This window comes from Streptococcus sp. HMSC071D03, assembly GCF_001812125.1.
Taxonomy (GTDB): domain Bacteria; phylum Bacillota; class Bacilli; order Lactobacillales; family Streptococcaceae; genus Streptococcus; species Streptococcus pseudopneumoniae_N.
The window spans coordinates 34,439-59,578 of record NZ_KV807734.1 but is presented as its reverse complement, the minus strand read 5'-3'; the positions used below and the strand labels follow the sequence as shown (position 1 = coordinate 59,578).

Below are 25,140 nucleotides of genomic sequence, written 5' to 3'. Positions count from 1 at the left end.
CTTTCAGAAACAAAGAAACAGTTCCTTGCTCCCCAAAACAGATAGATGAGGACTCTATCTGTTAAATTTTACCGCTAGGTCGGTGATAACCTTTACCGGTTAGTTGTAAGATAGTTTTATTACCTTGCTTAATTCGTCTGGCAACTAAAATATCTCCACGTTTAATGGTGCGTATATCTCTATAGATTTTAGAGTATTCTGCAATCATTTCAACGGTTTGAAGTTTTCCTGCCACATATCCTTTTTTTGGAATAAGACCATACTTACTAGTTAATTTCATTTCTTCACCACTTGCAAGCCGTGCGGTTACATCACCTTGCAAACCTAGTCGTCTTAAGTCAGTGAGTGTAACCTCACTAGTTGATTTTATTTGATTCATATTGTCCTCCTTTTTGAATCAAAGGCTGATTTACAGCCATGCCGAGTTGATGCCGTAGCATCTCTACTGTGTTTTTTACGCACGATTTATAGTTTAGAAATCGCAAACTCTTTCGTCTTACGGGACAAGTCAACCGTGACTTTACATAATGCAGTCAGCACTAGATATACTTTCTAGATACACACCGCCCCTATTCTTCTTTTTATGCCTAGACTGCGCTAATCGGGACAGTGGGGATATTCAATTTTCAAAGAACAAGAGTAGTTTTAGGACTTGCTCAGGTCAGATATCACATATAAAAATTACTTTCTGAATAATTTTTTTAATGATTTTCAATACACTTTCGAGCGTTACTATTGTAAATCGCAAGTAACCCATTAAAAACATATTCAGCAATTACTTCTGATGAACGGGCAAATCGCATATTTTCTAAAGCATATCGATAGCGTTCTTCAAATGGCATCATGATATAGGCTGCCATCGTATCTGAGTAATTTTCTTCTAAAAGTTGAGAATAAACTAAATCATAAATATAATCCTTATCATACTTGCTAGCTTTATCAACTTTTCTGGAAAGTCTGTCTTGTTTATTATTTTGGGAATTTCTAGGGAACCTCTCCTCGTCCTCCTCATAAATAACTAATTCAGTGTCTTTATTATTAGTCTCACTATATTCAGTATCGTTAGGGTCTAAATTTGACACCAGGCCCGTATAAATCTGACACCCCCCTGGTGTTTTTTTGACACCCCCCTGGTCTAAATCTGACACCCCCCTAGTATCAGATTTGGAGTCACCTGATTTATCAACCATTCTAGCAACGGTGTCATCTTGCAAGAGACCAAGGTAAATTCGGTTAGCTAGATTTCCTGATTTACTTGTAGATTGTTGAACCTCATGAATTAATCCATACTCTGTGAGTTGCTTTTTAATTCTTAATAGGGTAGATTTCGAGCAACTTAGTATCTTCATCAAATTAGAGTTGGAATAAACCAGATAAATATTTCCATTCTCATCAATCCAATTATTCTTGAAAGAAAGATCTAGTCTATCTTTAAGCATGGCATAAGCGACTTTTGCATCTAACCTCATATCCTCATAAATAGGATTTTCAAACAAAACCTTTGGTAAGGCATAAAAGCGATCTGATGTCTGGTAATGGCTAGCACTAATAAACTGAATTTGTTTCATAAATTACACCTCTTTCAGTCTAAAGTCACCATTCATGGTAAATCCCATCAACCCAAAGGCCTCAAGTTCTCCTATACTTGCTATTATTTCTTTTCGTGTTGAACCTGTTTCCTTCATCAAAAACTGGATTATCATCTCTCTTGAAATTCTCTCCTTACTTTTTCGTCTCATAATTTTTCCTCCCAAAATACAAAAAAGAACTAACGGATTTTCCGTTAGTTCAATATTTTCTATTTATCTCAAAACACTAGACACTTACTAAGCTTTATTTTAGATTGAGAAGGAGGGTAAAGGTGCTTCCTAGTCCGTACTGGCTACTGACTGTAATTTCCCCACCCAATTGATGGGCCAATTCACGCGCAATCGCAAGTCCTAATCCATGACCACCTGTTTTCATATTGCGCGAAGTTTCGACACGATAAAGGCGTTTGAAAATATTCTCCAAATCCTCTGGGGCAATCCCCTGCCCCTCATCCGTCACACTGATTGAAAGCTGGTTCTTCTCCAGCTTAGCCACCACTTCCAGCTTGGTTCCTGTAGCCGAGTATTTAAAAGCGTTATTGACCAGATTTACCAAGATACGAGAAAGTTTAGCATAATCTCCTTCAATCCGGGCAGACTCTGGGACTACCTGCAAGTGAACATCTCGCTCCTCCTGCTCAATCAAGAACTGAAATTCACTCATACACTCAATCAAGAGCTGATCCAGAAAAATGCTGTCTTTACTAGTCGTCTCCGCCTGATTGCTAGCTGTGTTTAAAGTCAAAAAATTCAACTCTTCAACCAGTTTATTGAGTCTTTCCGTCTGACGCCCAATGGTTGCTAGATAATGGTCCTGTTCTCCTTCCTTGATAACCCCATCCAAAATCCCTTCTACCGTCGCTTGAATCGAAGTAATGGGGGTCTTAATATCATGCGACAACTGTGCAATCATCAAGCCCTTTTCTCGTTCGCTTTCTTCCAAGGAATCAAAGGTCGCCTGCAAATCATGGGACATTTCATTAAAAGCTTGGCCTAATTGTTGAAATTCTACAGGGCCTTGAACCTCCAGATTGGAAGGAAAGTCCTTGTCTGCTACCCGCTTAGCATGTTCCTTAAGTTTGCTCAACGAAGTAAAGACAGGCGATAGGAGAAAGAGACTAATCCCAGCACCGACAAAACTAGCCATGAGAGTCATCCCCACTAGGAAATAAATTTCTCTTTCTTCAATTAACATTCGCTGGATGGCCCAAAAGACCACGATAATCGTTAGGAGTGTTGAAATGACATACCCCACTAAAATGTAACTTTTTAATTTCATTGACTCCCTCGTGCTTTCTCAATTTTGTAGCCCAAGCCCCAGACGGTTTTGATGTTGGGCGTTTCTGCACTGGCATGTTTAGCCAACTCCTGTCGAAGAGCATGAATATGAACATTTAAGGTATTGGTATCATCCACATAGTCTTCTTGCCAGACCTTTTCATAGAGATCTGTCTTAGAGAAAACTCGCTTTGGATTGCTGGCTAAAATCCATAAAAGCTCGAAGGATTTGACTGTCAAATCAAGTGCTACATCTCCTACTTGAGCCTCATGACTACCGTGATTCATTCGTAAATCCCCGAGACTGACAACCTCTATCTCACCCCCACGATGAAGGCGACGCAAGATATTGTGGACACGTAAAACAAGCTCACGAGGACTAAATGGCTTGGCAATAAAGTCATCTGCCCCCAGGCTTAGGCCGTAAATCTTGTCCTGCTCGCTTGTCTTAGCCGTAATAAATAGAAAAGGCTGATCTGGAGATTGATACTGAACCTCACTAATCAAATCATAACCATCCATCCGAGGCATCATGATATCTGTAATAATCAAATCAATCGATTTTCGATTGAAGATTTCCAAGGCCTCTACTCCATCATGAGCCACCAAAACCTGATACCCTGCCTGAACCAGATAGCGTTGATGAATATCTGTGATTTCTACCTCGTCGTCAACGAGTAAAATGGTCTTTCCCATCTGTCTCTCCTTTGAAAAAAACAGTGCTATACTACAATAGTATAACACTATTTTAATCACTTTACGAACATTCTAAACCATATCTGGATTTTTCAAATCCTGGATAGAAAGTCTGTAACTGGACTAGTCATTCTCCTCTTTTTTAGCTTTCAAACTGAGGCCACCTAACAGTCCGGCCAAGGCGAGTCCAAGGAAGCCAATAGGAGCCATTGATGTTTGGGCTTCACCAGTATATGGAAGCATGTCTTTTTGGTCTTTCATTTGATCAGCCATCATTGGACTTGATACCTTGTTATTAGATGCCATCTTGCCTTCATCAGACATTTTACTTGAGGCTGCTGGATCTTGATCTTGTTTCATGCTTGGTGTTGCCATAGGCTGACTAGCATTCATGGTTTTGTCCTGCTCTTTGTTAGGCATCATCTTATCCTGACTAGCAGCTGGCATTTTAGATTTCATATCATCTTGATTGACACTAGGCATTTGAGCGTTCATCTTAGACGCATCTTGATGACTATTCATCATTGGAGCCGGCATAGCTGAACCATTAGAAGATGGGACGAAACCTGACTGCATCTGAGTAAGAGACTGATGTCCATTCAAGTTTACTGTCAAATCCTTAGTCGCTACAAGGTTGCTCAAATCGGCCTTGCCGTCTTTGGCACCGTACACTTTGATGGTTGCCTTGTAGCTTTGTGTACCATTTTGTTTCAACAAGTCAAGAAGCTCTTTATCTGATTTACCTTGAGTACCTGCCAAGTCCACTTCGTAGAAGTAGAGGCCTTTGCCCAATTTCTCTACTGGTGGGAGAGCAGGATTTTTAGCCGAACCATTGTCTGACCATGGAGCTTTGTCGGAGGCTTTCAAGATAAGGCGAGTTAACATACCGTCACCAGCAAAGAATTCATATGGAATGACTTGGTTGACACCAGCTGTGAATGGGCCAGGGAAGTTGGCTTTATCCAAGTAAGTGGCTGGAACATCTACTGTGTCTTTAGTGTTGTCGGCCACACCTTTTTGTACTTCAGCTGGAGTAGTCAAGCCATTCAAGTTGACATCCAAATCTTTAGTCGCTACGAGGTTGCTCAAATCAGCCTTGCCGTCTTTAGCACCGTACACCTTGATAGTAGCTTTATAGCTTTGTGTACTATTTTGTTTCAAGAAGTCAAGAAGCTCTTTGTCTGATTTTCCTTGAGTACCTGCCAAATCTACTTCATAGAAGTAAAGGCCTTTGCCCAATTTTTCTACTGGTGGAAGGGCCGGATTTTTAGCTGAACCGTTGTCTGACCATGGAGCTTTGTCTGAGGCCTTCAAGATAAGGCGAGTCAACATACCATCACCGGCGAAGAATTCATATGGGATGACTTGGTTGACACCGGCTGTGAATGGGCCAGGGAAATTCGCTTTATCCAAGTAAGTGGCTGGGACATCTACTATGTCTTTGGTATTGTCGGCTACGCCTTTTTGCACTTCAGCTGGAGAAGTCAAGCCATTCAAGTTTACTGTCAAATCCTTAGTCGCTACAAGGTTGCTCAAATCGGCCTTGCCATCTTTTGCACCGTACACTTTAATAGTAGCTTTATAACTTTGAGTGCCGTTTTGTTTCAAGAAATCAAGAAGCTCTTTATCAGATTTTCCTTGAGTGCCGGCCAAATCCACTTCATAGAAGTAGAGGTCTTTGCCCAATTTCTCTACTGGTGGAAGAGCGGGGTTTTTAGCTGAACCGTTGTCTGACCATGGGGCCTTGTCAGTAGCTTTCAAGATAAGGCGGGTCAACATACCATCACCTGCGAAGAATTCGTATGGAATAACTTGATTGACACCGGCTGTGAATGGACCTGGGAAGTTGGCTTTGTCCAAGTAAGTTGCTGGGACATCTACTGTGTCTTTGGTATTGTCTGCCACACCTTTTCGAACTTCAGCTGGAGTAGTCAAACCATTCAAGTTGACATCCAAATCCTTAGTCGCTACTAGATTACTCAAATCAGCCTTGCCGTCTTTCGAACCGTACACTTTGATAGTTGCTTTATAGCTTTGCGTACCATTTTGTTTTAAGAGGTCTAGAAGCTCTTTATCTGATTTACCTTGGGTACCTGCCAAATCCACTTCATAGAAGTAAAGGCCTTTGCCCAAGTTTTCTACTGGTGGAAGGGCAGGATTTTTAGCTGAACCGTTGTCTGACCACGGAGCTTTGTCTGAGGCTTTCAAGATAAGACGAGTCAACATACCGTCACCGGCGAAGAATTCATATGGAATGACTTGGTTGACGCCAGCTGTGAATGGACCTGGGAAGTTGGCTTTGTCCAAGTAAGTTGCTGGGACATCTACTGTGTCTTTAGTGTTGTCGGCCACGCCCTTTTGCACTTCAGCTGGAGTGGTTGCTGGTTGAGCTTCATTTGCTTCACGGTCTTGTCCAGAAACTGTAGGCGCAGGATTTGTCGCAGGTTTAACCGCATCCTCTGTTTCTTTCTTAGATTCTGGTTTTGCTTGCACTTCTTCTTTTGGCGCTACCACTTGGTCTTTATCAGCTACATTCACTTTTTCTGGAGAGCTTGTAGTATCCAAGCTTGCTTTAGGTGCTGAGTCTGCCTGTTCTGAAGGAAGAGCAGTATCGACTGCTTCTTTGAGAAGTTCTACTGGTAAGTCACTCTTTTCACTCACCGAAGTAGCATCTGGCCCAACTTGAGCCGGGGTTGGATTGACCACATCGGCACGTACAGAACTTGGTTGACCAACTAGGACAAAGAAGCCACTAGCCACAACAACTGAGGCAACACCGACACTAAGACGGCGGATAGACCAACGAGTATATCTCTGATTTGGATTGAATTTCATAGGATTCTCCTTAGAGTTTTTCTTTATTTGATGACTCTAGTATAATCTCCTAAAATTAAAAAGGATTAAGAAAAAGTTAAAATTTTTCTTAAATCCCTCTTATAAATTACTTATATTGACTCAATAGTCGTTGAAAAAAGAATAGTCATTCCTCTTCTACTCACTAAGGCTTGCTAGGGTATCCAAATATTGGTTATTAATCACCGCCATGATATAGGTATCCGGTTTTAATAAATCATTTGGTCCAAACTGTACATCTAAGGGAGCATTTTCGTAGTCACGAAAACCGAGGATATTGAGATTGTATCGTCCTCGAAGGTCTAGTTGACTAAGACTCTGCCCTGTCCAGGACTGTGGAATTTTCATCTCGACAATTGAGACATTCTTGTCCAACTGAAAGACATCTACACTGTTATTAAAGAGAATCGTCTGTGCCAACGAACGACCCATCTCAAACTCTGGTGAAATGACTGAATCTGCACCGATTTTTTCAAGGACTTTTTTTGCTGTATGACTTTTAACCTTAGCAATAATAGTCGGTACCCCTAGACTCTTGCAATGCATGACTGCAAGAACACTAGACTCTAGATTTTCACCAGTTGCGACGACTACGGTATCGCAGGTATCAATTCCAGCCGATAGCAAGAGGTCCTCATCTGTTATATCTCCAACAACACCACGCACCAAGACTGGTTCAAATTGATTGATTCGTTCCTCATGGTTGTCAATAGCGATAATATTTACATCATGCTTGGCGAGAGCAGCCAGAACACTACTCCCAAAAATACCCAAGCCTAAAATTCCGATTGTCCGATCTGACATAGTTTATCCTTTCTTATCCTATGGTAATATCTGCTTTCATATAGTGGATCATATCTTTCTTATCTGGTCGATACTCAGCCAAACTAACTAATAGCGTCAGAGGTCCGATTCGCCCAATAAACATCAGTAGCATGATGACACTAAGCGCTAGCTTACCTAACTCTGGTGTCAAATTAGCAGTTACTCCAACCGTGGCAAGCGCTGAAATAGTTTCAAACATCAGGTAGATAAATTTCGGATTCCCTTCTGCTGTTATTCCTAGTAAAATCAAGCCAACCAGAAAAGTCAATAAAAAAATAATGAAGACACTGAATGATTTTTGGACTGTCCGAGGTTCAATCGTTCTCCGAGCTACATTGGCATGGGGTAATCCTAAAAGTTCACTGCGTGCAAATACTAATAATACAAAGAAGGTTGTGATTTTAAGCCCCCCGGCTGTTCCTCCAGGTGCCCCACCCAGAAACATCTGCAAAATATAGATCATCAAGGTAACAGGTCTAGCCTGAGTAAAATCAATAGAAGCAAAACCGGCTGTTCTCATGCTGACAGTTTGGAAGAAACTAACCAGCAATTTATCAGGGAAGCTGAGATTGCCAATCGTTCCCGAATTGTTCCACTCTATCAAGAGGGTTGAAACTGTTCCAGCAAATAAAATCCCCGCTGTTAAGAAGAGGACTAGCTTAGTATGGAAACGAAGACGACGCTTTTTCTTCTTTCCTAATTGGGTAGCCAAGTCGAACCAAACCATGAAACCTAGACCACCCGTAATAATCAATCCTGCAATCACTAAATTAATCAATGGGTCTGTCTGAAAGGCTAGCAAACTCGTGCTACCAAAATTATCAAATCCAGCATTACAGAAAGCTGAAATAGCTACGAAAATGGAAGTAAAAATCCCCCGTCCCCAACCAAACTCGGGGACAAAACGAAAACTTAGCAGAAAGGCTCCGAATCCTTCTACTAGAAAAGTCGTCACGAAGATGGAACGTAGAAAATCCCTCAGAGACTGGGTTTCTTCGAAGCTAAAGCTCTCCAGAATCGTTTCTCGACCTCGAAGACTGAGTTTTTGCTTGCCCTGGATATAGAAAATTCCGATAAAGGTCATGAGACCCAAACCACCAATCTGAATCAAGAACATACAGATCAGCTGCCCCCAGACATTGTAGGTCGAAGCGACAGGTAAGGTAAAAAGTCCTGTCACACAGACCATAGATACGGCTGTAAATAAATGATCAAAGTAACCGGCATGAGATGTTGGAGATTGTGCAAATGGCAGACTCAAAAGGAGAGACCCCAAGAGAATAACCAAAGCAAAACTTAAAAAGATTCTCCGAGCGGGTGATAAACGTCCTAGAATGGTATTTATTTTTTCAACAATTGATTTTAATAACATAGCTACATTGTACCACAAAAATCTGAGAATACTCACATATGACTAACAATCTCAAGGCAGAGACCTAGCGCCTTATCAAAAGCTTCTGCACCCCAATCGCGTTGGTCATAGTTATCAAGATCTGCCAAAGAATCTGCCGTAAACAACAACTCACCCCAAACTGCTCCGCGAAGCTGAGCTACTGCCGCAAGAGCTGCACACTCCATCTCTACAACAGCACAGCCTTCTTCCTTGCGATAGGCAACTTTTTCAGCTGTTTCCCGGTAAAATCCGTCTGTCGACCAAGTCATGACTTCTTCGTAAGGGACACCTAGTTGTTCCAAAACTTGCTCGATAGCAGAAACAACTTCTACATGCACATCCATATAACGAGAAGGTGGTGCATAATGGTAGCTGGCTCCTTCATCGCGTAGGGCTCGAACTGGAACTAGAAAGGCATTTTCTTCTATATTACTCAGCACCCCGCAGGTTCCCGTGGAAATGATTTTCTCCACACCGTAACCAATCAACCAGTCCATAAACTGGGCCGCAGGGGCAGAACCAACAGGAGCTTGGGCCAGACACACTTCCTCACCCTTGTAACTCATGACATAAACGGGGTAGGTCTTAGTGGCAGACACAAACTCCCCAACACACTCCGCCCCTACTTCCTGAGCAAAGCGGTCAATCTCCTCCTCCAAAAATGCATAAACACACTTCTTTGGTAACTGTAAATCCAAGCCTTCATGGTTGGGCATAATAACTGCCTGAGGATTGTCATCAAACTCTAAAATAGGAATAGCGTGTTTTTGAATCATAAAGTACCTCCTCTAAATTTTTACTATTGTATCAAATACAAAGGGAAAGTCAAGTTCTGGTCTAAGTTCAATAAATAAACCTACCTTAAGTAGGAAACAACAATTAAATGCTTTTTTCGTCATAATAAACTTGCTATAGCTTAGGAATTATCTTATAATAGATTTAATTTGAAAAAGGGAGAAATCTTATGAAATTCTATTCCTATGACTATGTGCTCAGTCAGATCAGTCAACAGAATTGGGCCATGATTATCGTATCAGCTTTACTGCTTATCGTGACTGGATTTTTTGCATTTAAAGCTTTCAAAGATAAAAAAGGGAGCAAGTTCCGTGAATTATCGCTCATTTCTATTTTGACCTTAATCGCATTCGTTTTGATAAGCATTACGAATCTTCAAAACAGTCAATCCAACGATAATCAATTCCGCTCTTCCCTAAACTTTATCGAAGTCGTTTCAAAAGAATTAGGTGTAGATAAAAAAGAGGTCTATGTCAACACATCAGCAGTGACTGATGGGGCGATTATTAAGGTTGGCAACAATTTTTATCGTGCCATTAGCGGGACTGACCAAGATAGCTATTTATTAGAAAAAATGGAACTCTATAAATCAGATGTTGAACTCGTGGAGGTTGAAAAATGATAAGCTTTTTTGCTACGATTGCAATTAAATTAGCCTTGGGGCTACTTTCTCTTGTTTTTGTTATTAACGTAACAGGTAAAGGAAATTTAGCACCAAGTTCTGCAGTAGATCAAATCCAGAACTTTGTTCTCGGGGGTATTATCGGTGGGGTTATCTACAATAGTTCTATCACCATCATCCAATACATTGTTATCCTCATTATTTGGACTATTCTCATTTTACTCCTCAAATGGTTGAATACCAATGTTTCCTTCATTAAACATCTGATTGACGGAAAACCTACGATTATCATTAAAAATGGAACATTAGATCCAGAAGCCTGTCGCTCAAAAGGTCTAGCTGCTGCTGATGTTGCTCTTAAATTGCGCGCTCAAGGAATCTTTCAATTAAAGGATGTCAAGAGAGCTGTGATTGAGCAAAACGGACAACTAATTGTCGTAAGAATGGGTGACGAAAATCCTAAGTACCCAGTCATCACAGACGGTGTTGTCCAAGTTGAAATCCTAGAAACCATTGGCAAATCCGAGGAGTGGCTAACTGAGAAATTGAAAGAAGAAGGTTTCGAAGAAGTCTCAAATATCTTTATCGCTGAATATGATAAAGGTCAATTGAATGTTGTAACCTATTAAAAAATAAACTGATGCTTTTCGTATCAGTTTTTTGCTTTTTAGCATAAAAGGGTATATACTTAAACCAATATCTGATGTAATTTAGATAATACAAAAAATTAACGGAGGTATCCCCCATGTCAATCGAAGAAAAATTCAACCAAGCTAAAGGTTCTGTTAAAGAAGGCTTTGGTAAACTAACTGGCGATACAAAAACTCAAACAGAAGGAGCTGCAGAAAAGGTAGCTTCAAAAGCTAAAGAAGTTGCTGAAGATGCAAAAGAAGCTGTCGAAGGTGCAGTATCTGGCGTAAAAAACATCTTTAAAAAAGACGGAGAATAATTCTTTCTCGTCCTAATAACATAAGAAACTCTTATTCCAAGCTGTTAATATGCTAGGGATAAGAGTTTTTTCTTTAAATTATTATGTTTTTTAATATTAGAAAATACTTCTTATGATGTGTTGCTCAACCTAAAGCAAAAAGAACTAATTCCTATACTCCTCCTATTTCCACAAACCACCTAAGATTTGTTTTTCCAATAAGCCTAAGTCCTCTTCTCTCATTTCGCCATTGACGCCAACGACATATAGTTGAGAGAAGTAAGCTAACAATGGACCTATACAGATGCGAACCATTTGAGGAATCGTTATCTCTGGATTTACACGTGGATCTGCTAGCAATTCCTTATGAAGCACTCGAAGTTTATCTTGAATAGCATTCCAGATAAAAATCTGTTCATTTTTTAGTTTTTTATTTGAAAAACTCTCTTGTAGAATGATTTTCATCAAGGCACGATTTTTTTTGAGATAGCTCATACGATTATGGACGAGATAACGAACCCTCTCTTCTGTCGTTTCAAAAGCTAAGAGTTCCTCAAAAAAACTACCGAGAATGCCTGGGACTACAGGATGTAAAATAGCCGTCAGTAAATCATCCTTCGTCTTAAAATACTTAAACAAAGTTGCCTGGCTTAGTCCAGCACGCTCAGCTATGTGAAGAGTTGAGGTCCCATGGTAACTCCTGGTTGATATGAGATCCACTGCTGCCTGCATGATTTTTTTCTTTCCTTGAGGGTAATTCGCTTCTTCTAAGTAATCTTCAAACGATTCAAAAACAGTCTTATCCATCCAATCTTCACACCTTTTTAGCATTATTTATGTTGATTTCTAAACTTTACGATAACGACGCAATCCAACAATATTGAGAATTGTTAAAATGATCAAGAAAATCATTAAAACACCAAGATTTGACAAAATATCACCAAGATTGTGTCCGTAAAGAATAATCTGGCTTATTGCATCACCAGAATAGGTTAATGGCAAAAATTTCCCCACAGTTGGAGCCCATTCTCCCATGGATGACAATGGAATAATTCCTGAGAAAAAAAGTTGGGGCATAATCACGAGAGGAATAAATTGCATCATTTGGAATTCTGATTTTGCTAGAGTAGACAAGAGAATTCCAAAAGCTAGTGCTACAAGAGCCAGTACCACATTAACTATTATAACATTTAAAATATTTCCTACAACTTCTACATCTAGTAGCCAAATTGCTGCTAAAACGACAACTGCCGTTTGAAAAATCGCAATAATACCGTAAGACAACATATAGCCATAGACGATTTCAGAACGTTTCACTGGGGTTGCTAACAAGCGATCCAAGGTTCCACTTGTTCGCTCTTTCAACAGTGCCATACCAGAAATCAAAAAGACAAAGAAGAAGACCACAAAGCCAATTAAAATTGGAATCATACGTGCAAAGAATCCAGTATTTTTATCTCCATATTGGTAAGATTCTTTGATTTCAGGCGCCTTTTCATCTAATTTCAATTGTGGAAGAGCTTGTTTGACACGAGATAATAACTGATCGGTGCCTTCATTGACGATACTTGTTCGTAACACTTGTCGTGTCATAGTTGTTTTAGAAGCATCCGTATTTGCGTAGTCGACCTGATACTCACCATCTTTATACGATATGACTGCATCTACTTTCTCGTCAGCTAGAGCTTTTTTAGCCTGATCTAAGTCTTGATAAGTCTCGACGTCCACATGATCGAGCTCATCCATTTTTGTTACCAAACCAGTTGGTAGATCTTGTGTCGCTAACTTGACATTCACGGTTGTACTAGCTGAAAACATGAGGTTCATCAGCCACATAATAAATACCGGCGCTACAAACATCATAGCCAAGGTTCGTTTGTCACGAAGCAATTCTTTGATAACTTTTTTAGCAATAGCAATGGTTCTCATCTTACTCTCCTTCTGCTTTCAAAAAGACTTCTTCAATACTTGAAACTTGATAACTATCTTTTAAGTGTTGCGGTGTATCAAAAGCAATGATTTTTCCACCTAATAATAAGCCGACCTTATCCGTTAACTCTGCTTCATCCATAACATGGGTAGTAACTAATATCCCTACCCCATTGTCTCTAAGCGCGAATAATTCTTTCCAGATTTTCTTTCGAAGAGAAGGGTCGATTCCAACTGTCGGTTCGTCCAAAATCAAGAGCTGAGGATTCCCCAGAAGCGCGACGGCTAAAGACAAGCGTCGCTTCATTCCTCCAGAATAACCGGATACCGTTTTATTCAAATGCTCTGTCAGATCCACAACTTGAGCCACATGGGCAATTTCAGCTGTCAGATCTCTTTTGGATAGCCCTTTTAGCTGACCAAAAAATTCTAGATTTTCTTGACCTGACAAGGCCTCATAAAGAGCATCAGACTGAGCCATATAGCCAATATCACCTAAAATATGACGATTTGGCATAGTATGGTCCAAGACTAAAGCGATACCGCTATCCGCCTTTTCCATTCCTAGCATGGTTTTAATCATAGTTGATTTACCAGCACCTGATGGACCGATTAGACCAATGATTTCTCCAGGCTGTAAATCAAAACCAACGTGATCTAAGACCATTTGACGACCAAAAGATTTTTCTAAATCTTTTAAATGTAACAATTTTTTCATTTGAATCCTCCTAGGTGAGTATTTACTCACTTTTGAAATATAAAACTATTATAGTGAGTATCCACTCACTTGTCAAGTTGAAAGTTGATAGTTGAAAAAAATCTCCCTTCTCTTTCGAGAAAGGAGATTTTTATTTTATGGTCGTCCACCAGGGCCTCCATTTCCTTGAGGGCCACCGCCAGGTGCCCCTCCGCCTCCAGGCATAGAACTGACAATCTCAGTTTGTTTTTCACCATTGAGATAGATATCTCCGCCTGTGTAGGTCGCTGTTCCATCAAAGTCAAAACCAGTTTGACCAGTCATTTTGATGGTTCCTCCATTAACTGTAATATTACCATTTGAGTCAATTGGATCCGTGTCCCCTTGACCAACTTCAACCGTCAAGTTCCCACCATTCATAGTGAAGAAAATTTCACTTTGTTGAGCATTTTTGTTGGCTGCATTGACACCATCATCCGTTGAATAGATGGCGATATCTCCACCGTTGATAGTAATTGACTTACCTTCAAGCCCTTCTGTAGAATTCTTAACGGTATAGGTACCACTATCAATAACCAAATCACCTGATGCGTGGATACCATCATCTCCAGCAGTAACAGTGATGGTATTGTCAGAGAGATACATGGTTCCTACAGATGTGTCCTCATCATTGTCGACCTTAACTCCGTCTTCCTTGGCATCGATAGTCATAGTTGTGCCGGTAATGTTGAGTTCATCATTAACATTAAAGGCATCCCCGACTGCTGTGATGTTGTAGCTTCCACCTGTGATGTGAAGTGTATCATTTGCCTTGATACCATTGTTTTTCTTACCATCTACATTGAGAGTTCCTTTACCGTTGATGGTCAAGTCCACTTTAGAGAAGAGCGCTGCATCCGCTTTTTCGTCACTATTAGTTGCTGAATCTGATAGGCTATTAGTTGTGCCATCTGCTAGAGTTAGGTAAACATGACCGGCTGATGTTGCAGATATAGCAGCATTGGTATTGGTCATGGTCACACCCTTTAGAACAATATGTACATCATCAGAACTTCCAGCTTCGATCTTGATTTGAACGCCATCGGATTGACCAGAAATCACATAGGTACCTGACTTAGAGATTGTAACGGTAGATCCTGATACGGCCACTCCGTCACCTGATACCGTCGCCGTTGATCCTGACAAAGTTACAGTTGCAGCTGTTTTTTCATCATAAGAAGTATCATAGTCCTTATCTGTAAAGTAACTAGATGTTTTCTTATTGGTAGTTACTGTTGTCGTCGCTGCACTATTGCTTGTGCTTGTAGTTGACTGGGTACATGCTGTTACCAGTGCTAGAGTTGTTATACTTGTTAATAGGAATGTCCATTTTTTTGCTTTCATGCCCGTTTCCTCGTCTTTCATTTTACATGCTCTTAGTCTACGGATCTTTCCTAAAAGAAGCCTAAACTTTTTCTGAAAGTTTTCTTAAGTTTAGTTTCAATTAAGTTAAATTTAACAAAAGTTTTAGATAAACTCTTTAAAATCCTATCCAAACAAGTTCATCCTTGTTTAAAAATAGTATAACCTAAGATTAGAGGAGAAGGAATTATGAAACCAATCGAAACAAGGTTCAAACGGATTGAAACCAAATATATTGTCTCCAAAGAAATTTTAGATAAACTCATCCAAGATTTAAAGGAATATTCGGTAGAAGACGACTATCCAATTTCAACTATTTCAAATATCTACTTTGATACGGAAGACTTTGATGTCCTACTAGATGATGATTTTGGAGCTAAACGAAAAGAAAAGGTTCGGATGCGGACCTATCTCAGCCAACCCAAAGCAGATAGTCAAGTATTTTTAGAAATCAAAACTAAGGACCAAGAAGGAGTTGGTCGCAAATTTAGACTACTCTCAACTCCTATTTCTATCCTTAATTTTATGACCAAAGGGCACTTGGATGCTAGTATTACTGATACAGTCGTCATTGAAAAAGTGAAAAAGCTTCACCAAGATTACAAGCAGGCTATCAAGCCTCGTATGTACATCTACTACGATCGTTATTCATTAAAAGAAAAAAAATACATCGAGGGCTACGACTATCATAAAATTCGTATCACCATTGACCAAAATCTAATCTATAGAGATGAAAATGTCAGTCTCTTCGCAGGAAATCAAGGGGCTCCTCTATTAGATGACAATACTGTGATTATGGAGATTAAAGCTCCTGGAAACAAACCTCAGTGGTTATAAGACATTCTAGACAAGTATGGTTTGATGGAGCACAAATTTTCAAAATACAGTTGTGCTTACCACAAATCTCATGGCCTTCCTTATGCACCACGTCCCAGTATAGAAAGCGCAGGTACCGCTTATGCTTAATCTATTTAATTCCATTTTCAACAACGCCACTGCAAGTGCAGACCCCTTCCAACTACTGCTGGCACTTCTAGTCAGTCTAGTCCTCGGTTTGGCACTTACTTGGACCTACAAATATCGGACCCTCTACACCAGAGAATTTGCTATCAGCTTGACTCTGCTTCCCTGCCTTATGACCTTGGTTATTTTTCTGGTCAATGGGAGCTTGGGAACTTCAATTGCCGTAGCCGGAACCTTTAGTTTGATTCGTTTCCGTTCTGCAACGAGTGGTTCAAGAGAACTGATTGCGATTTTCCTTGCCATGATTATCGGTTTGGCTTGTGGAACAGGCTATCTCTTCCTGGCTATTCTCTTCACCCTCTTTATCTTGGGTGTTTGGTTCCTTTTGGAAAATCAACAGGTAAAAACTGACAATCAACGCCGTAGACTTTTAACAATCACGGTAACTAATCAAGAGAAGATTCAAGATGCTATCCAATCTGCTCTTGACCAATTCTGCTCAGAAATTGACATGATTACGATCAATAGCACAAATGCAGGGGACAACCTTAGCATTGTCTATGAAGTCGAGCTAAAAACAGAGGTCGATGATTTCCAAGTGACTAGCTATCTTACACAAAATATTGATCAATGCGATGTGGCATTGACTAAAAAAGCTAAAAAGAGAAAAAATCTCTAAAGACGAAAAACGAGGCTGGGATAAAAATTCCGACCTCGTTTTTTGCTAGCAATAAGTTTTTGATACTGAGACTGGTTAGGCTTTTCGATTTCAAAGAGCTCTTTTGAAAAAGACTTCACTTTCTCTTTCTACAACCTTTAATTTCCTTTAACTGGAATCTCTTTGATAACTCGTGCTGGATTTCCTGCTAGAACTACGTTGTCACCAAAGGATTTGGTAATAACCGCTCCTGCTCCTGCAACGACATTATCCCCTAAAGTAACACCCGGTAGGACAATGACACCACCACCTGCCCAAAAGTTCTTACCAATCGTGATGGGTTTGCCAAATTCTAGTCCCGAGTTTCGTTCGTCGGGGTCCAGTGGGTGAAGGGGTGTTAAAAATTGACAGTTGGGACCAATCATGGCATTGTCACCGATGGTTATAGGACAAACATCTAGCATAGTTAAATTCCAATTGGAATAGAAATTTTCTCCCAGATGAATATTGACCCCGTAATCTACCATCAAGCGAGTGTTGATGTAGAGATTTTCACCAGTAGAACCAAACCATCCTTTGATGATTTCCATACCTTTTACTGGATCGACTTCTTCATTAAAAGCTGCTTGCTTTTGTCGCGCTGTTTGCGCTAAGGCACGGAGTTCTGGATCAAACGGGTGATAGGGTTCCCCCGCAATCATTTTTTGATATTCAGTTTTCATATTTTGACATCCTCGCTTATTTTAGATGATTGTAGCATAGTATTGTATCTCGAGCAAGTTAAAATAAGTCACTCTTTATGAATTGAAAATGTGAGTAGAACGCAAACCTAACATTAAATACAAAAAGCGAGCAAAGCTAGTTTTCTGACAATCAGAATTCTGCCTTGTTCGCTTTTTTATCTAGTGGATCCTTCTTAAGAATCTATAGTGAATGATTAATCTTTTCATCTCAGATCTTAAGTAACACCTACTTATTCGCTTACTTCAACAGTTTCAACGACTTCTTCTACAGTCGTATCTACTGAAGTTTCTTCTTGAGAAGATGCTAGGTAAGACTCTTCATTGATAGCTTGTGGTTCAAGGTTACGGTAACGTGCCATACCTGTACCAGCTGGGATAATCTTACCAATGATAACATTTTCCTTAAGACCAAGGAGATGGTCTTTCTTACCACGGATAGCTGCATCTGTAAGGACACGAGTTGTTTCCTGGAAGGAAGCCGCTGACAAGAAACTATTTGTTTCAAGTGAGGCTTTGGTGATTCCCATAAGGACTGGACGACCTGTTGCTGGAACTCCACCTGCGATAAGAACATCTTTGTTTGCATCTGTAAAATCGTTGATATCCATGAGAGTACCCATGAGAAGATCTGTATCCCCTGGATCCATGACACGAACTTTACGGATCATTTGACGAACCATTACCTCAATGTGTTTGTCTCCGATTTCTACCCCTTGGCTACGGTAAACTTTTTGTACTTCACCGAGAAGGTAGGTTTCAACTGACAAGACATCACGTACAGCAAGGAGACGTTTTGGTTGGATAGAACCTTCTGTCAAGGCTGCACCACGAGAAACTTGGTCTCCAACTTCGACACGCATACGGGCTGTAAATGGTACCACGTATTCGCCTTCTCCAGTTTCACCTTTAACGAAGACTTTCTTGGTACGAGTTGAAGCATCTTCTTCGATAGCAGTAACTTGTCCTTTGACTTCTGTGATAACCGCTTCCCCTTTAGGATTGCGGGCTTCAAAGATTTCTTGGACACGAGGAAGACCCTGAGTGATATCGGTATTTGAGGCAACCCCACCCGTGTGGAAGGTACGCATTGTAAGCTGTGTACCAGGTTCCCCGATAGATTGGGCAGCGATTGTACCAACTGCTTCACCAACTTCAACCGCATCACCAGTCGCCAAGTTGATACCGTAACAGTGACGGCAGACACCATGACGAGTGTTACATGTAAATACAGAACGGATAGTCACTTCTTCCACACCAGCATTGACAATTTCACGCGCCTTGTCTTCTGTAATCAACTCATTTGGACCAATGATCACTGCACCAGTTTCTGGATGTTTAACAGTTTTCTTAGTGTAACGACCATTGAGACGCTCTTCGAGAGACTCGATCATCTCTTTTCCTTCTGCGATAGAACGGATCAAGAGACCACGGTCTGTTCCACAGTCGTCCTCACGGATGATAACGTCTTGGGCAACGTCAACCAAACGACGAGTCAAGTAACCTGAGTCGGCTGTCTTAAGGGCCGTATCGGTCATACCTTTACGGGCACCGTGAGTTGAGAAGAACATTTCGAGTACTGACAAACCTTCGCGGAAGTTTGAAAGGATTGGCAATTCCATGATACGTCCGTTCGGAGCAGCCATCAAACCACGCATACCGGCAAGCTGTGAGAAGTTTGAGATGTTACCACGAGCTCCTGAGTCCATCATCATAACGATTGGGTTCTTAGGATCTTGGTTGGCAACCAAACGTTTCTCCAATTTTTCACGGGCTGCACGCCATTCAGCTGTAACAGCGTTGTAGCGCTCGTCGTCTGTGATCATACCACGACGGAATTGTTTGGTGATTTGTTCTACACGTTTGTGTGATTCTTCGATAATTTCAGCCTTATCTTCAACCACTGGAATGTCAGCGATCCCCACTGTCAATCCTGCAAGAGTTGAGTGGTGGTAACCAAGGTTCTTCATACGGTCAAGCAGGGCAGATGTTTCTGTCGTACGGAAACGTTTGAAGATTTCAGCGATGATATTTCCAAGGTTTTTCTTCTTGAATGGTGGGTTGAGTTCAAGGTTGCGAATAGCTTCCTTGATATCTCCACCTAGTGGCAAGAAGTACTTAGCTGGAACGCCTTCTGTTAAGTTAGCATTTGTAGGTTCTTGCAAGTAAGGCAGACCCTCTGGCATGATGTCGTTGAAGAGGATTTTACCAACTGTTGTCAGCAAGACCTTGTGTTTTTGCTCTTCAGTCCATGGTTTGTTGAGGCTGTCTGTTGCAATACCAACACGTGAGTGGAGGTGAACATAACCATTACGGTAAGCCATAACAGCTTCGTCACGGTCTTTGAAGACCATTCCTTCACCTTCACGACCAGCTTCTTCCATGGTCAAGTAATAGTTACCCAAAACCATGTCCTGAGATGGAGTAACAACTGGTTTACCATCTTTCGGGTTCAAGATATGCTCAGCAGCCAACATCAAGATACGAGCTTCTGCTTGAGCTTCTTCTGAAAGCGGTACGTGGATGGCCATTTGGTCCCCGTCAAAGTCGGCATTGTAGGCTTCACAGACAAGTGGGTGCAAGCGAAGGGCTTTACCGTCAATCAAGACAGGTTCAAAGGCTTGGATACCCAAACGGTGAAGGGTCGGTGCGCGGTTCAAAAGCACTGGGTGTTCCTTGATAACTTCTTCGAGGATATCCCAGATACGCTCATCTCCACGTTCCACCAAGCGTTTAGCGGCTTTAACGTTTTGCACGATATCACGCGCTACGATTTCACGCATGACAAATGGTTTAAAGAGCTCAATAGCCATTTCACGTGGCACACCACATTGGTACATCTTAAGCGTTGGACCAACGGCGATAACGGAACGCCCTGAGAAGTCAACACGTTTACCGAGCAAGTTTTGACGGAAGCGTCCTTGTTTACCTTTGAGCATGTGGCTCAATGATTTAAGAGGACGGCTACCTGGTCCTGTGATTGGACGACCACGACGACCATTGTCAATCAAAGCGTCAACCGCTTCTTGAAGCATACGCTTCTCATTTTGAACGATGATACCAGGTGCATTCAACTCAAGCAAACGAGCCAAACGGTTGTTACGGTTGATAACACGACGGTAAAGGTCGTTCAAGTCAGATGAGGCAAAACGGCCACCATCCAATTGCAACATTGGACGAAGATCTGGTGGAATAACTGGAAGGATGTTGAGAATCATCCATTCAGGTTTGTTTCCAGACTTGTAAAAGGCATCCAAAACATCCAAACGACGGATAGCTTTGACACGTTTTTGTCCAGTAGCTGTTTTCAACTCTTCTTTGAGTTCAGCAATTTCTTTTTCAAGATCTACTTGTTTCAAGAGGTCTTGGATAGCTTCGGCACCCATTTTAGCAACGAATGATCCGTAGCCATATTCACGCAAGCGCTCACGGTATTCACGCTCTGTCATGATTGATTTGTGCTCAAGTGGTGTATCCTTGGGATCAATCACCACATAAGCGGCAAAGTAGATAACTTCCTCAAGTGCACGAGGACTCATATCAAGGGTCAAGCCCATACGGCTTGGAATCCCCTTGAAATACCAGATATGAGATACAGGAGCTTTCAACTCGATGTGTCCCATACGTTCACGACGAACTTTTGTACGCGTTACTTCAACACCACAACGGTCACAAACAATCCCTCTGTAACGAATGCGTTTGTATTTTCCACAAGCACATTCCCAGTCTTTTGTAGGACCAAAGATGACTTCGTCAAATAGTCCTTCACGTTCTGGTTTCAACGTACGGTAATTGATTGTTTCAGGTTTTTTGACTTCTCCATAAGACCATGAACGGACTTTACTTGGAGAAGCTAGGGTGATTTGCATACTTTTAAAACGATTTACATCAACCACTATTTCTTCCCTTTCTATTCTAAGTGAACTGCTTATTCTTGTTCAGCAGCTTCTTCTGTTTCTTCCGCTTTTGCTTCTTTCTCAGCTTCTTCAGCTTCAAAGGCTGCTTTAGCCTCTTGGGCTGCTTTTTCGCGGGCTTTTTCAAGATCATCTACGTGGATGACATCTTCGTCCATTCCTTCATCCAAGTCACGAAGTTCCACTTCTTGGTCATCTTCGTCAAGGACACGCATGTCAAGACCAAGAGATTGCAATTCTTTCACAAGAACTCGGAAGGATTCTGGAACACCTGGTTTTGGAATTGGTTTTCCTTTTGTAATAGCCTCATAAGCTTTCAAACGTCCGTTAATATCGTCAGACTTGTAAGTCAAGATTTCTTGAAGGACATTTGATGCACCGTAGGCTTCAAGAGCCCAAACCTCCATCTCACCGAAACGTTGTCCACCAAACTGAGCTTTACCTCCGAGTGGTTGTTGGGTAACAGTTGAGTAAGGTCCGACTGAACGCGCGTGCAATTTATCGTCAACCATGTGGTGGAGTTTGATCATGTACATGACTCCGACAGAAACACGGTTATCGAACGGTTCCCCAGTACGGCCATCGTAAAGGATCGTTTTGGCATCACTATCCATACCAGCTTCTTTAACAGTTGACCAAAGATCTTCAGAACTTGCTCCGTCAAAGACTGGTGTTGCGATGTGAATACCAAGGGTACGAGCTGCCATACCAAGGTGGAGCTCCATAACCTGACCGATATTCATACGTGATGGCACCCCAAGTGGGTTCAACATGATGTCGACTGGAGTTCCGTCTGGAAGGTAAGGCATGTCTTCTACAGGAACGATACGAGAGACAACCCCTTTGTTTCCATGACGTCCGGCCATCTTATCTCCGACCTTGATCTTACGTTTTTGAGCGATGTAAACGCGAACCAGCATATTCACACCTGATTGTAATTCATCACCATTTGCACGTGTAAAGATCTTAACATCACGAACGACACCATCAGCTCCGTGTGGTACACGAAGAGAAGTGTCACGTACTTCACGAGATTTGTCTCCGAAGATAGCGTGCAAGAGTCGTTCTTCAGCTGAAAGGTCTTTCTCACCCTTAGGCGTTACTTTACCTACAAGGATATCCCCTTCTTTAACTTCAGCACCGATACGGATAATACCCATTTCGTCAAGATCTTTAAGGGCATCTTCACCAACGTTTGGAATTTCACGAGTGATTTCTTCAGGCCCAAGCTTTGTATCGCGTGTTTCTGATTCGTATTCTTCAAGGTGGACAGATGTATACACATCATCTTTAACCAAGCGTTCGCTCATGATAACGGCATCCTCGAAGTTGTAACCTTCCCAAGTCATGTAGGCAACGATTGGGTTTTGTCCAAGCGCCATTTCTCCATTTTCCATAGAAGGTCCGTCAGCGATGAAATCACCTTTTTCAACGATATCGCCAACTTTTACGAGAGTACGTTGGTTGTAGGCAGTACCTGAGTTTGAACGACGGAATTTTTGGATGTGGTAAACATCCAATGAACCATCTTCACGACGAACTTCTACCTTGTCAGCATCTGCATAGGTAACCTTACCACCATGTTGTGCAATAACTGCAGCTCCTGAATCGTGGGCTGCTTGGTATTCCATACCAGTACCAACGTAAGGTGCTTTGGGATCAATCAATGGTACAGCCTGACGTTGCATGTTGGCTCCCATAAGGGCACGGTTGGAGTCGTCGTTTTCCAAGAAAGGAATACATGCTGTCGCAACGGCAACTACCTGCTTAGGAGAAACGTCCATGTAATCAACGCTTGATGCTGGATATTCTTGGTTAACCCCTTGGTGACGTCCCATGACAACTTTTTCAGTAAAAGTGCCATCTGCGTTCAATTTAGAGTTAGCCTGCGCTACTGTGAACTCATCTTCTTCATCGGCTGTCAACCAGACGATTTCGTTGGTTACTTTGCCTGTTTCACGGTCAACCTTACGGTATGGTGTTTGAATGAAACCATACTTGTTGAGGTGTCCGTATGAAGACAAGTTGTTGATCAAACCGATGTTTGGTCCCTCAGGTGTTTCAATCGGACACATACGACCATAGTGAGTGTAGTGCACGTCACGCACTTCATATCCAGCGCGGTCACGTGTCAAACCACCAGGTCCTAAGGCAGACAAACGACGTTTGTGTGACAACTCAGAAAGCGGGTTGTGTTGGTCCATGAACTGTGACAATTGAGAAGAACCAAAGAATTCTTTGATTGCTGCAGTTACTGGACGGATATTGATAATTTGTTGTGGTGTTAGTACTTCGTTATCTTGAACAGACATACGTTCACGAACGTTACGTTCCATACGAGAAAGTCCTAGACGTACTTGGTTAGCAAGCAATTCACCAACCGCACGGATACGACGGTTCCCAAGATGGTCGATATCGTCCACACGACCAATACCTTCTGCTAAGTTTAGGAAGTAACTCATCTCAGCCAAGATATCTGCAGGTGTTACAATACGAACTTTATCATCTGGATTTGCATTACCGATGATTGTTACAACACGGTCTGGGTCAGTTGGTGCAACAACCTTGAATTTTTGAAGAACAACTGGCTCTGTTACTACAGCAGCATCATTTGGAATGTAGACAATCTTGTTCAAGTCGCCATCCAAATGACTTTCGATACTTTCAATAACGCTGCGAGTCATAACTGTCCCAGCTTCTACCAAGATTTCACCAGTTTCAGGATCTACCAATGGCTCTGCAATAGTTTGGTTGAGCAAACGTGTTTTAACATTGAGTTTTTTATTGATTTTGTAACGACCAACTGCTGCCAAGTCATAACGACGTGGGTCAAAGAAACGAGCCACTAGCAAGCTACGTGAGCTTTCAGCAGTCTTAGGCTCACCTGGACGAAGACGTTCGTAAATTTCTTTCAAGGCTTCGTCTGTACGAGAGTCCATTGGGTTCTTGTGGATATCTTTTTCAACAGTGTTGCGAACAAGGTCGCTGTCACCAAAGATATCAAAGATTTCGTCATCACCTGAGAAACCAAGCGCACGAACCAAGGTCGTAAATGGAATCTTACGAGTACGGTCGATACGAGTATAGGCGATGTCTTTTGAGTCGCTTTCAAGCTCTAACCAAGCTCCACGGTTAGGGATTACAGTTGAACCGTAGCCCACTTTACCATTTTTGTCTACCTTATCATTAAAGTAAACACCTGGAGAACGAACCAACTGTGATACGATGATACGCTCACCACCATTGATGATGAAGGTACCCATCTCAGTCATGATTGGGAAGTCACCAAAGAAGACTTCCTGTGTCTTGATTTCGCCAGTTTCTTTGTTAATCAAGCGGAAGGTTACAAAGATAGGTGCTGAGTAGCTAGCATCGTGGATACGAGCTTCTTCTAGCGTGTATTTTGGTTCCTTGATTTCATATCCAACAAATTCCAACTCCATTGTGTCTGTGAAGTTTGAAATCGGCAATACATCTTCAAATACTTCCTTCAGACCATGGTCTAGGAAATCTTTGAATGAATCAGTTTGAATTTCAATCAAATTTGGTAAGTCAAGAACTTCTTTGATTCTTGAAAAACTACGACGGGTACGATGTTTCCCGTATTGAACGTCATGTCCTGCCAAGATGATTCTCCTTTAAAATAAAGTTTCAAGCCTAGTCGTCTAGGCCTTTCTAATCGTCATATGGTTGTAAAACCCCTATCACCGTGTCCTCTTGATGAATTTTCAGAATCTTTAAGTCTTTGTTACAAATGTTCGAAATCCTGAAAAAAAGCACAAAAAGAGCAGCTAAATCTGACTTTTTCAGAAGATTTAACTGCTGTGAGCCTTGTCCGGACAATATTTCAGACAAAACC

At 41.4% G+C, this 25,140-nt stretch carries 20 protein-coding genes and 1 pseudogene; 5 read left to right on the top strand and 16 right to left on the bottom strand.

From position 1 onward, the window contains the following. Positions 1-61: 61 nt before the first annotated feature. The 9 genes from HMPREF2837_RS04115 to HMPREF2837_RS04080 all read right to left on the bottom strand — a co-directional run bounded on the left by HMPREF2837_RS04115 (position 62) and on the right by HMPREF2837_RS04080 (position 9,410). Positions 62-379 carry a hypothetical protein gene (locus HMPREF2837_RS04115; RefSeq protein ID WP_061087871.1) on the bottom strand — a complete coding sequence of 106 codons (318 nt, stop codon included), beginning with the start codon at positions 377-379 and terminating at the stop codon, positions 62-64. Positions 380-701: 322 nt separating this feature from the next. Further along, positions 702-1,568 carry a replication initiator protein A gene (locus HMPREF2837_RS04110; RefSeq protein ID WP_061087870.1) on the bottom strand — a complete coding sequence of 289 codons (867 nt, stop codon included), beginning with the start codon at positions 1,566-1,568 and terminating at the stop codon, positions 702-704. 3 nt (positions 1,569-1,571) lie between these two features. After that, positions 1,572-1,739, bottom strand: a complete 168-nt coding sequence (locus tag HMPREF2837_RS11420; protein ID WP_186823200.1) for a hypothetical protein — start codon at positions 1,737-1,739, stop codon at positions 1,572-1,574. A 94-nt stretch (positions 1,740-1,833) separates the two neighbouring features. After that, entirely contained in the window at positions 1,834-2,868 is a 1,035-nt protein-coding gene (locus HMPREF2837_RS04105) for a sensor histidine kinase (protein WP_049548533.1), read from the bottom strand. Next, positions 2,865-3,563: a response regulator transcription factor gene (locus tag HMPREF2837_RS04100; RefSeq protein WP_049548534.1), complete on the bottom strand. Its 699-nt coding sequence runs from the start codon at positions 3,561-3,563 to the stop codon at positions 2,865-2,867. Before HMPREF2837_RS04100 ends, HMPREF2837_RS04105 begins: the two co-directional genes overlap by 4 nt. A gap of 123 nt (positions 3,564-3,686) precedes the next feature. Next, positions 3,687-6,398, bottom strand: a complete 2,712-nt coding sequence (locus HMPREF2837_RS04095) for an SSURE domain-containing protein (RefSeq protein ID WP_049548535.1) — start codon at positions 6,396-6,398, stop codon at positions 3,687-3,689. Positions 6,399-6,554: 156 nt separating this feature from the next. Beyond that, on the bottom strand, positions 6,555-7,220 hold the full coding sequence (locus tag HMPREF2837_RS04090) for a potassium channel family protein (protein ID WP_049548536.1): 666 nt from the start codon (positions 7,218-7,220) through the stop codon (positions 6,555-6,557). Between the two features lie 13 nt (positions 7,221-7,233). Continuing rightward, on the bottom strand, positions 7,234-8,613 hold the full coding sequence (locus HMPREF2837_RS04085; protein WP_049548537.1) for a TrkH family potassium uptake protein: 1,380 nt from the start codon (positions 8,611-8,613) through the stop codon (positions 7,234-7,236). A 32-nt stretch (positions 8,614-8,645) separates the two neighbouring features. Next, positions 8,646-9,410 carry a nucleoside phosphorylase gene (locus tag HMPREF2837_RS04080; protein WP_049548538.1) on the bottom strand — a complete coding sequence of 255 codons (765 nt, stop codon included), beginning with the start codon at positions 9,408-9,410 and terminating at the stop codon, positions 8,646-8,648. A gap of 188 nt (positions 9,411-9,598) precedes the next feature. On the opposite strand from HMPREF2837_RS04080, the gene HMPREF2837_RS04075 reads away from it, so the two are divergent. The 3 genes from HMPREF2837_RS04075 (at position 9,599) to HMPREF2837_RS04065 (ending at position 11,000) form a co-directional block, all read left to right on the top strand. Beyond that, positions 9,599-10,051, top strand: coding sequence for a DUF3290 family protein (locus HMPREF2837_RS04075; RefSeq protein WP_049548539.1), 453 nt, complete (start codon positions 9,599-9,601; stop codon positions 10,049-10,051). Beyond that, positions 10,048-10,680 (top strand): DUF421 domain-containing protein, encoded by a 633-nt coding sequence (locus tag HMPREF2837_RS04070; RefSeq protein ID WP_006154046.1) that lies wholly within the window; start codon positions 10,048-10,050, stop codon positions 10,678-10,680. The genes HMPREF2837_RS04075 and HMPREF2837_RS04070 overlap by 4 nt, the downstream gene beginning before the upstream one ends. Before the next feature lie 116 nt (positions 10,681-10,796). After that, positions 10,797-11,000, top strand: a complete 204-nt coding sequence (locus HMPREF2837_RS04065) for a CsbD family protein (RefSeq protein WP_006153995.1) — start codon at positions 10,797-10,799, stop codon at positions 10,998-11,000. A 162-nt stretch (positions 11,001-11,162) separates the two neighbouring features. Here the strand turns inward: HMPREF2837_RS04065 and HMPREF2837_RS04060 are convergent, their stop codons facing one another. From HMPREF2837_RS04060 to HMPREF2837_RS04045, 4 genes are all read right to left on the bottom strand, one after another. Further along, the gene (locus tag HMPREF2837_RS04060) at positions 11,163-11,786 is read right to left on the bottom strand and encodes a TetR/AcrR family transcriptional regulator (RefSeq protein ID WP_049508119.1); all 624 of its coding nucleotides are present in this window, start codon (positions 11,784-11,786) and stop codon (positions 11,163-11,165) included. A 39-nt stretch (positions 11,787-11,825) separates the two neighbouring features. After that, positions 11,826-12,908, bottom strand: coding sequence for an ABC transporter permease (locus HMPREF2837_RS04055; protein ID WP_006154045.1), 1,083 nt, complete (start codon positions 12,906-12,908; stop codon positions 11,826-11,828). Between the two features lies 1 nt (position 12,909). Continuing rightward, on the bottom strand, positions 12,910-13,626 hold the full coding sequence (locus HMPREF2837_RS04050) for an ABC transporter ATP-binding protein (RefSeq protein WP_021144116.1): 717 nt from the start codon (positions 13,624-13,626) through the stop codon (positions 12,910-12,912). Positions 13,627-13,761: 135 nt separating this feature from the next. Beyond that, positions 13,762-14,988: a carbohydrate-binding domain-containing protein gene (locus HMPREF2837_RS04045; protein ID WP_049548550.1), complete on the bottom strand. Its 1,227-nt coding sequence runs from the start codon at positions 14,986-14,988 to the stop codon at positions 13,762-13,764. Positions 14,989-15,195: 207 nt separating this feature from the next. Between HMPREF2837_RS04045 and HMPREF2837_RS04040 the strand changes: the two are divergent. Then, positions 15,196-15,972 (top strand): annotated as a pseudogene (locus HMPREF2837_RS04040) (polyphosphate polymerase domain-containing protein). Further along, positions 15,965-16,648 carry a DUF4956 domain-containing protein gene (locus HMPREF2837_RS04035; protein ID WP_049548540.1) on the top strand — a complete coding sequence of 228 codons (684 nt, stop codon included), beginning with the start codon at positions 15,965-15,967 and terminating at the stop codon, positions 16,646-16,648. Before HMPREF2837_RS04040 ends, HMPREF2837_RS04035 begins: the two are co-directional and overlap by 8 nt. Before the next feature lie 137 nt (positions 16,649-16,785). Here HMPREF2837_RS04035 and HMPREF2837_RS04030 read toward each other — a convergent pair whose 3' ends face one another. From HMPREF2837_RS04030 to HMPREF2837_RS04020, 3 genes are all read right to left on the bottom strand, one after another. Then, positions 16,786-17,349 (bottom strand): sugar O-acetyltransferase, encoded by a 564-nt coding sequence (locus HMPREF2837_RS04030; protein WP_007554540.1) that lies wholly within the window; start codon positions 17,347-17,349, stop codon positions 16,786-16,788. A 251-nt stretch (positions 17,350-17,600) separates the two neighbouring features. After that, positions 17,601-21,263 carry a DNA-directed RNA polymerase subunit beta' gene (gene rpoC / locus HMPREF2837_RS04025; RefSeq protein WP_075230669.1) on the bottom strand — a complete coding sequence of 1,221 codons (3,663 nt, stop codon included), beginning with the start codon at positions 21,261-21,263 and terminating at the stop codon, positions 17,601-17,603. Between the two features lie 32 nt (positions 21,264-21,295). Then, the gene (locus HMPREF2837_RS04020) at positions 21,296-24,907 is read right to left on the bottom strand and encodes a DNA-directed RNA polymerase subunit beta (RefSeq protein ID WP_049548542.1); all 3,612 of its coding nucleotides are present in this window, start codon (positions 24,905-24,907) and stop codon (positions 21,296-21,298) included. Between the last annotated feature and the right edge of the window lie 233 nt (positions 24,908-25,140).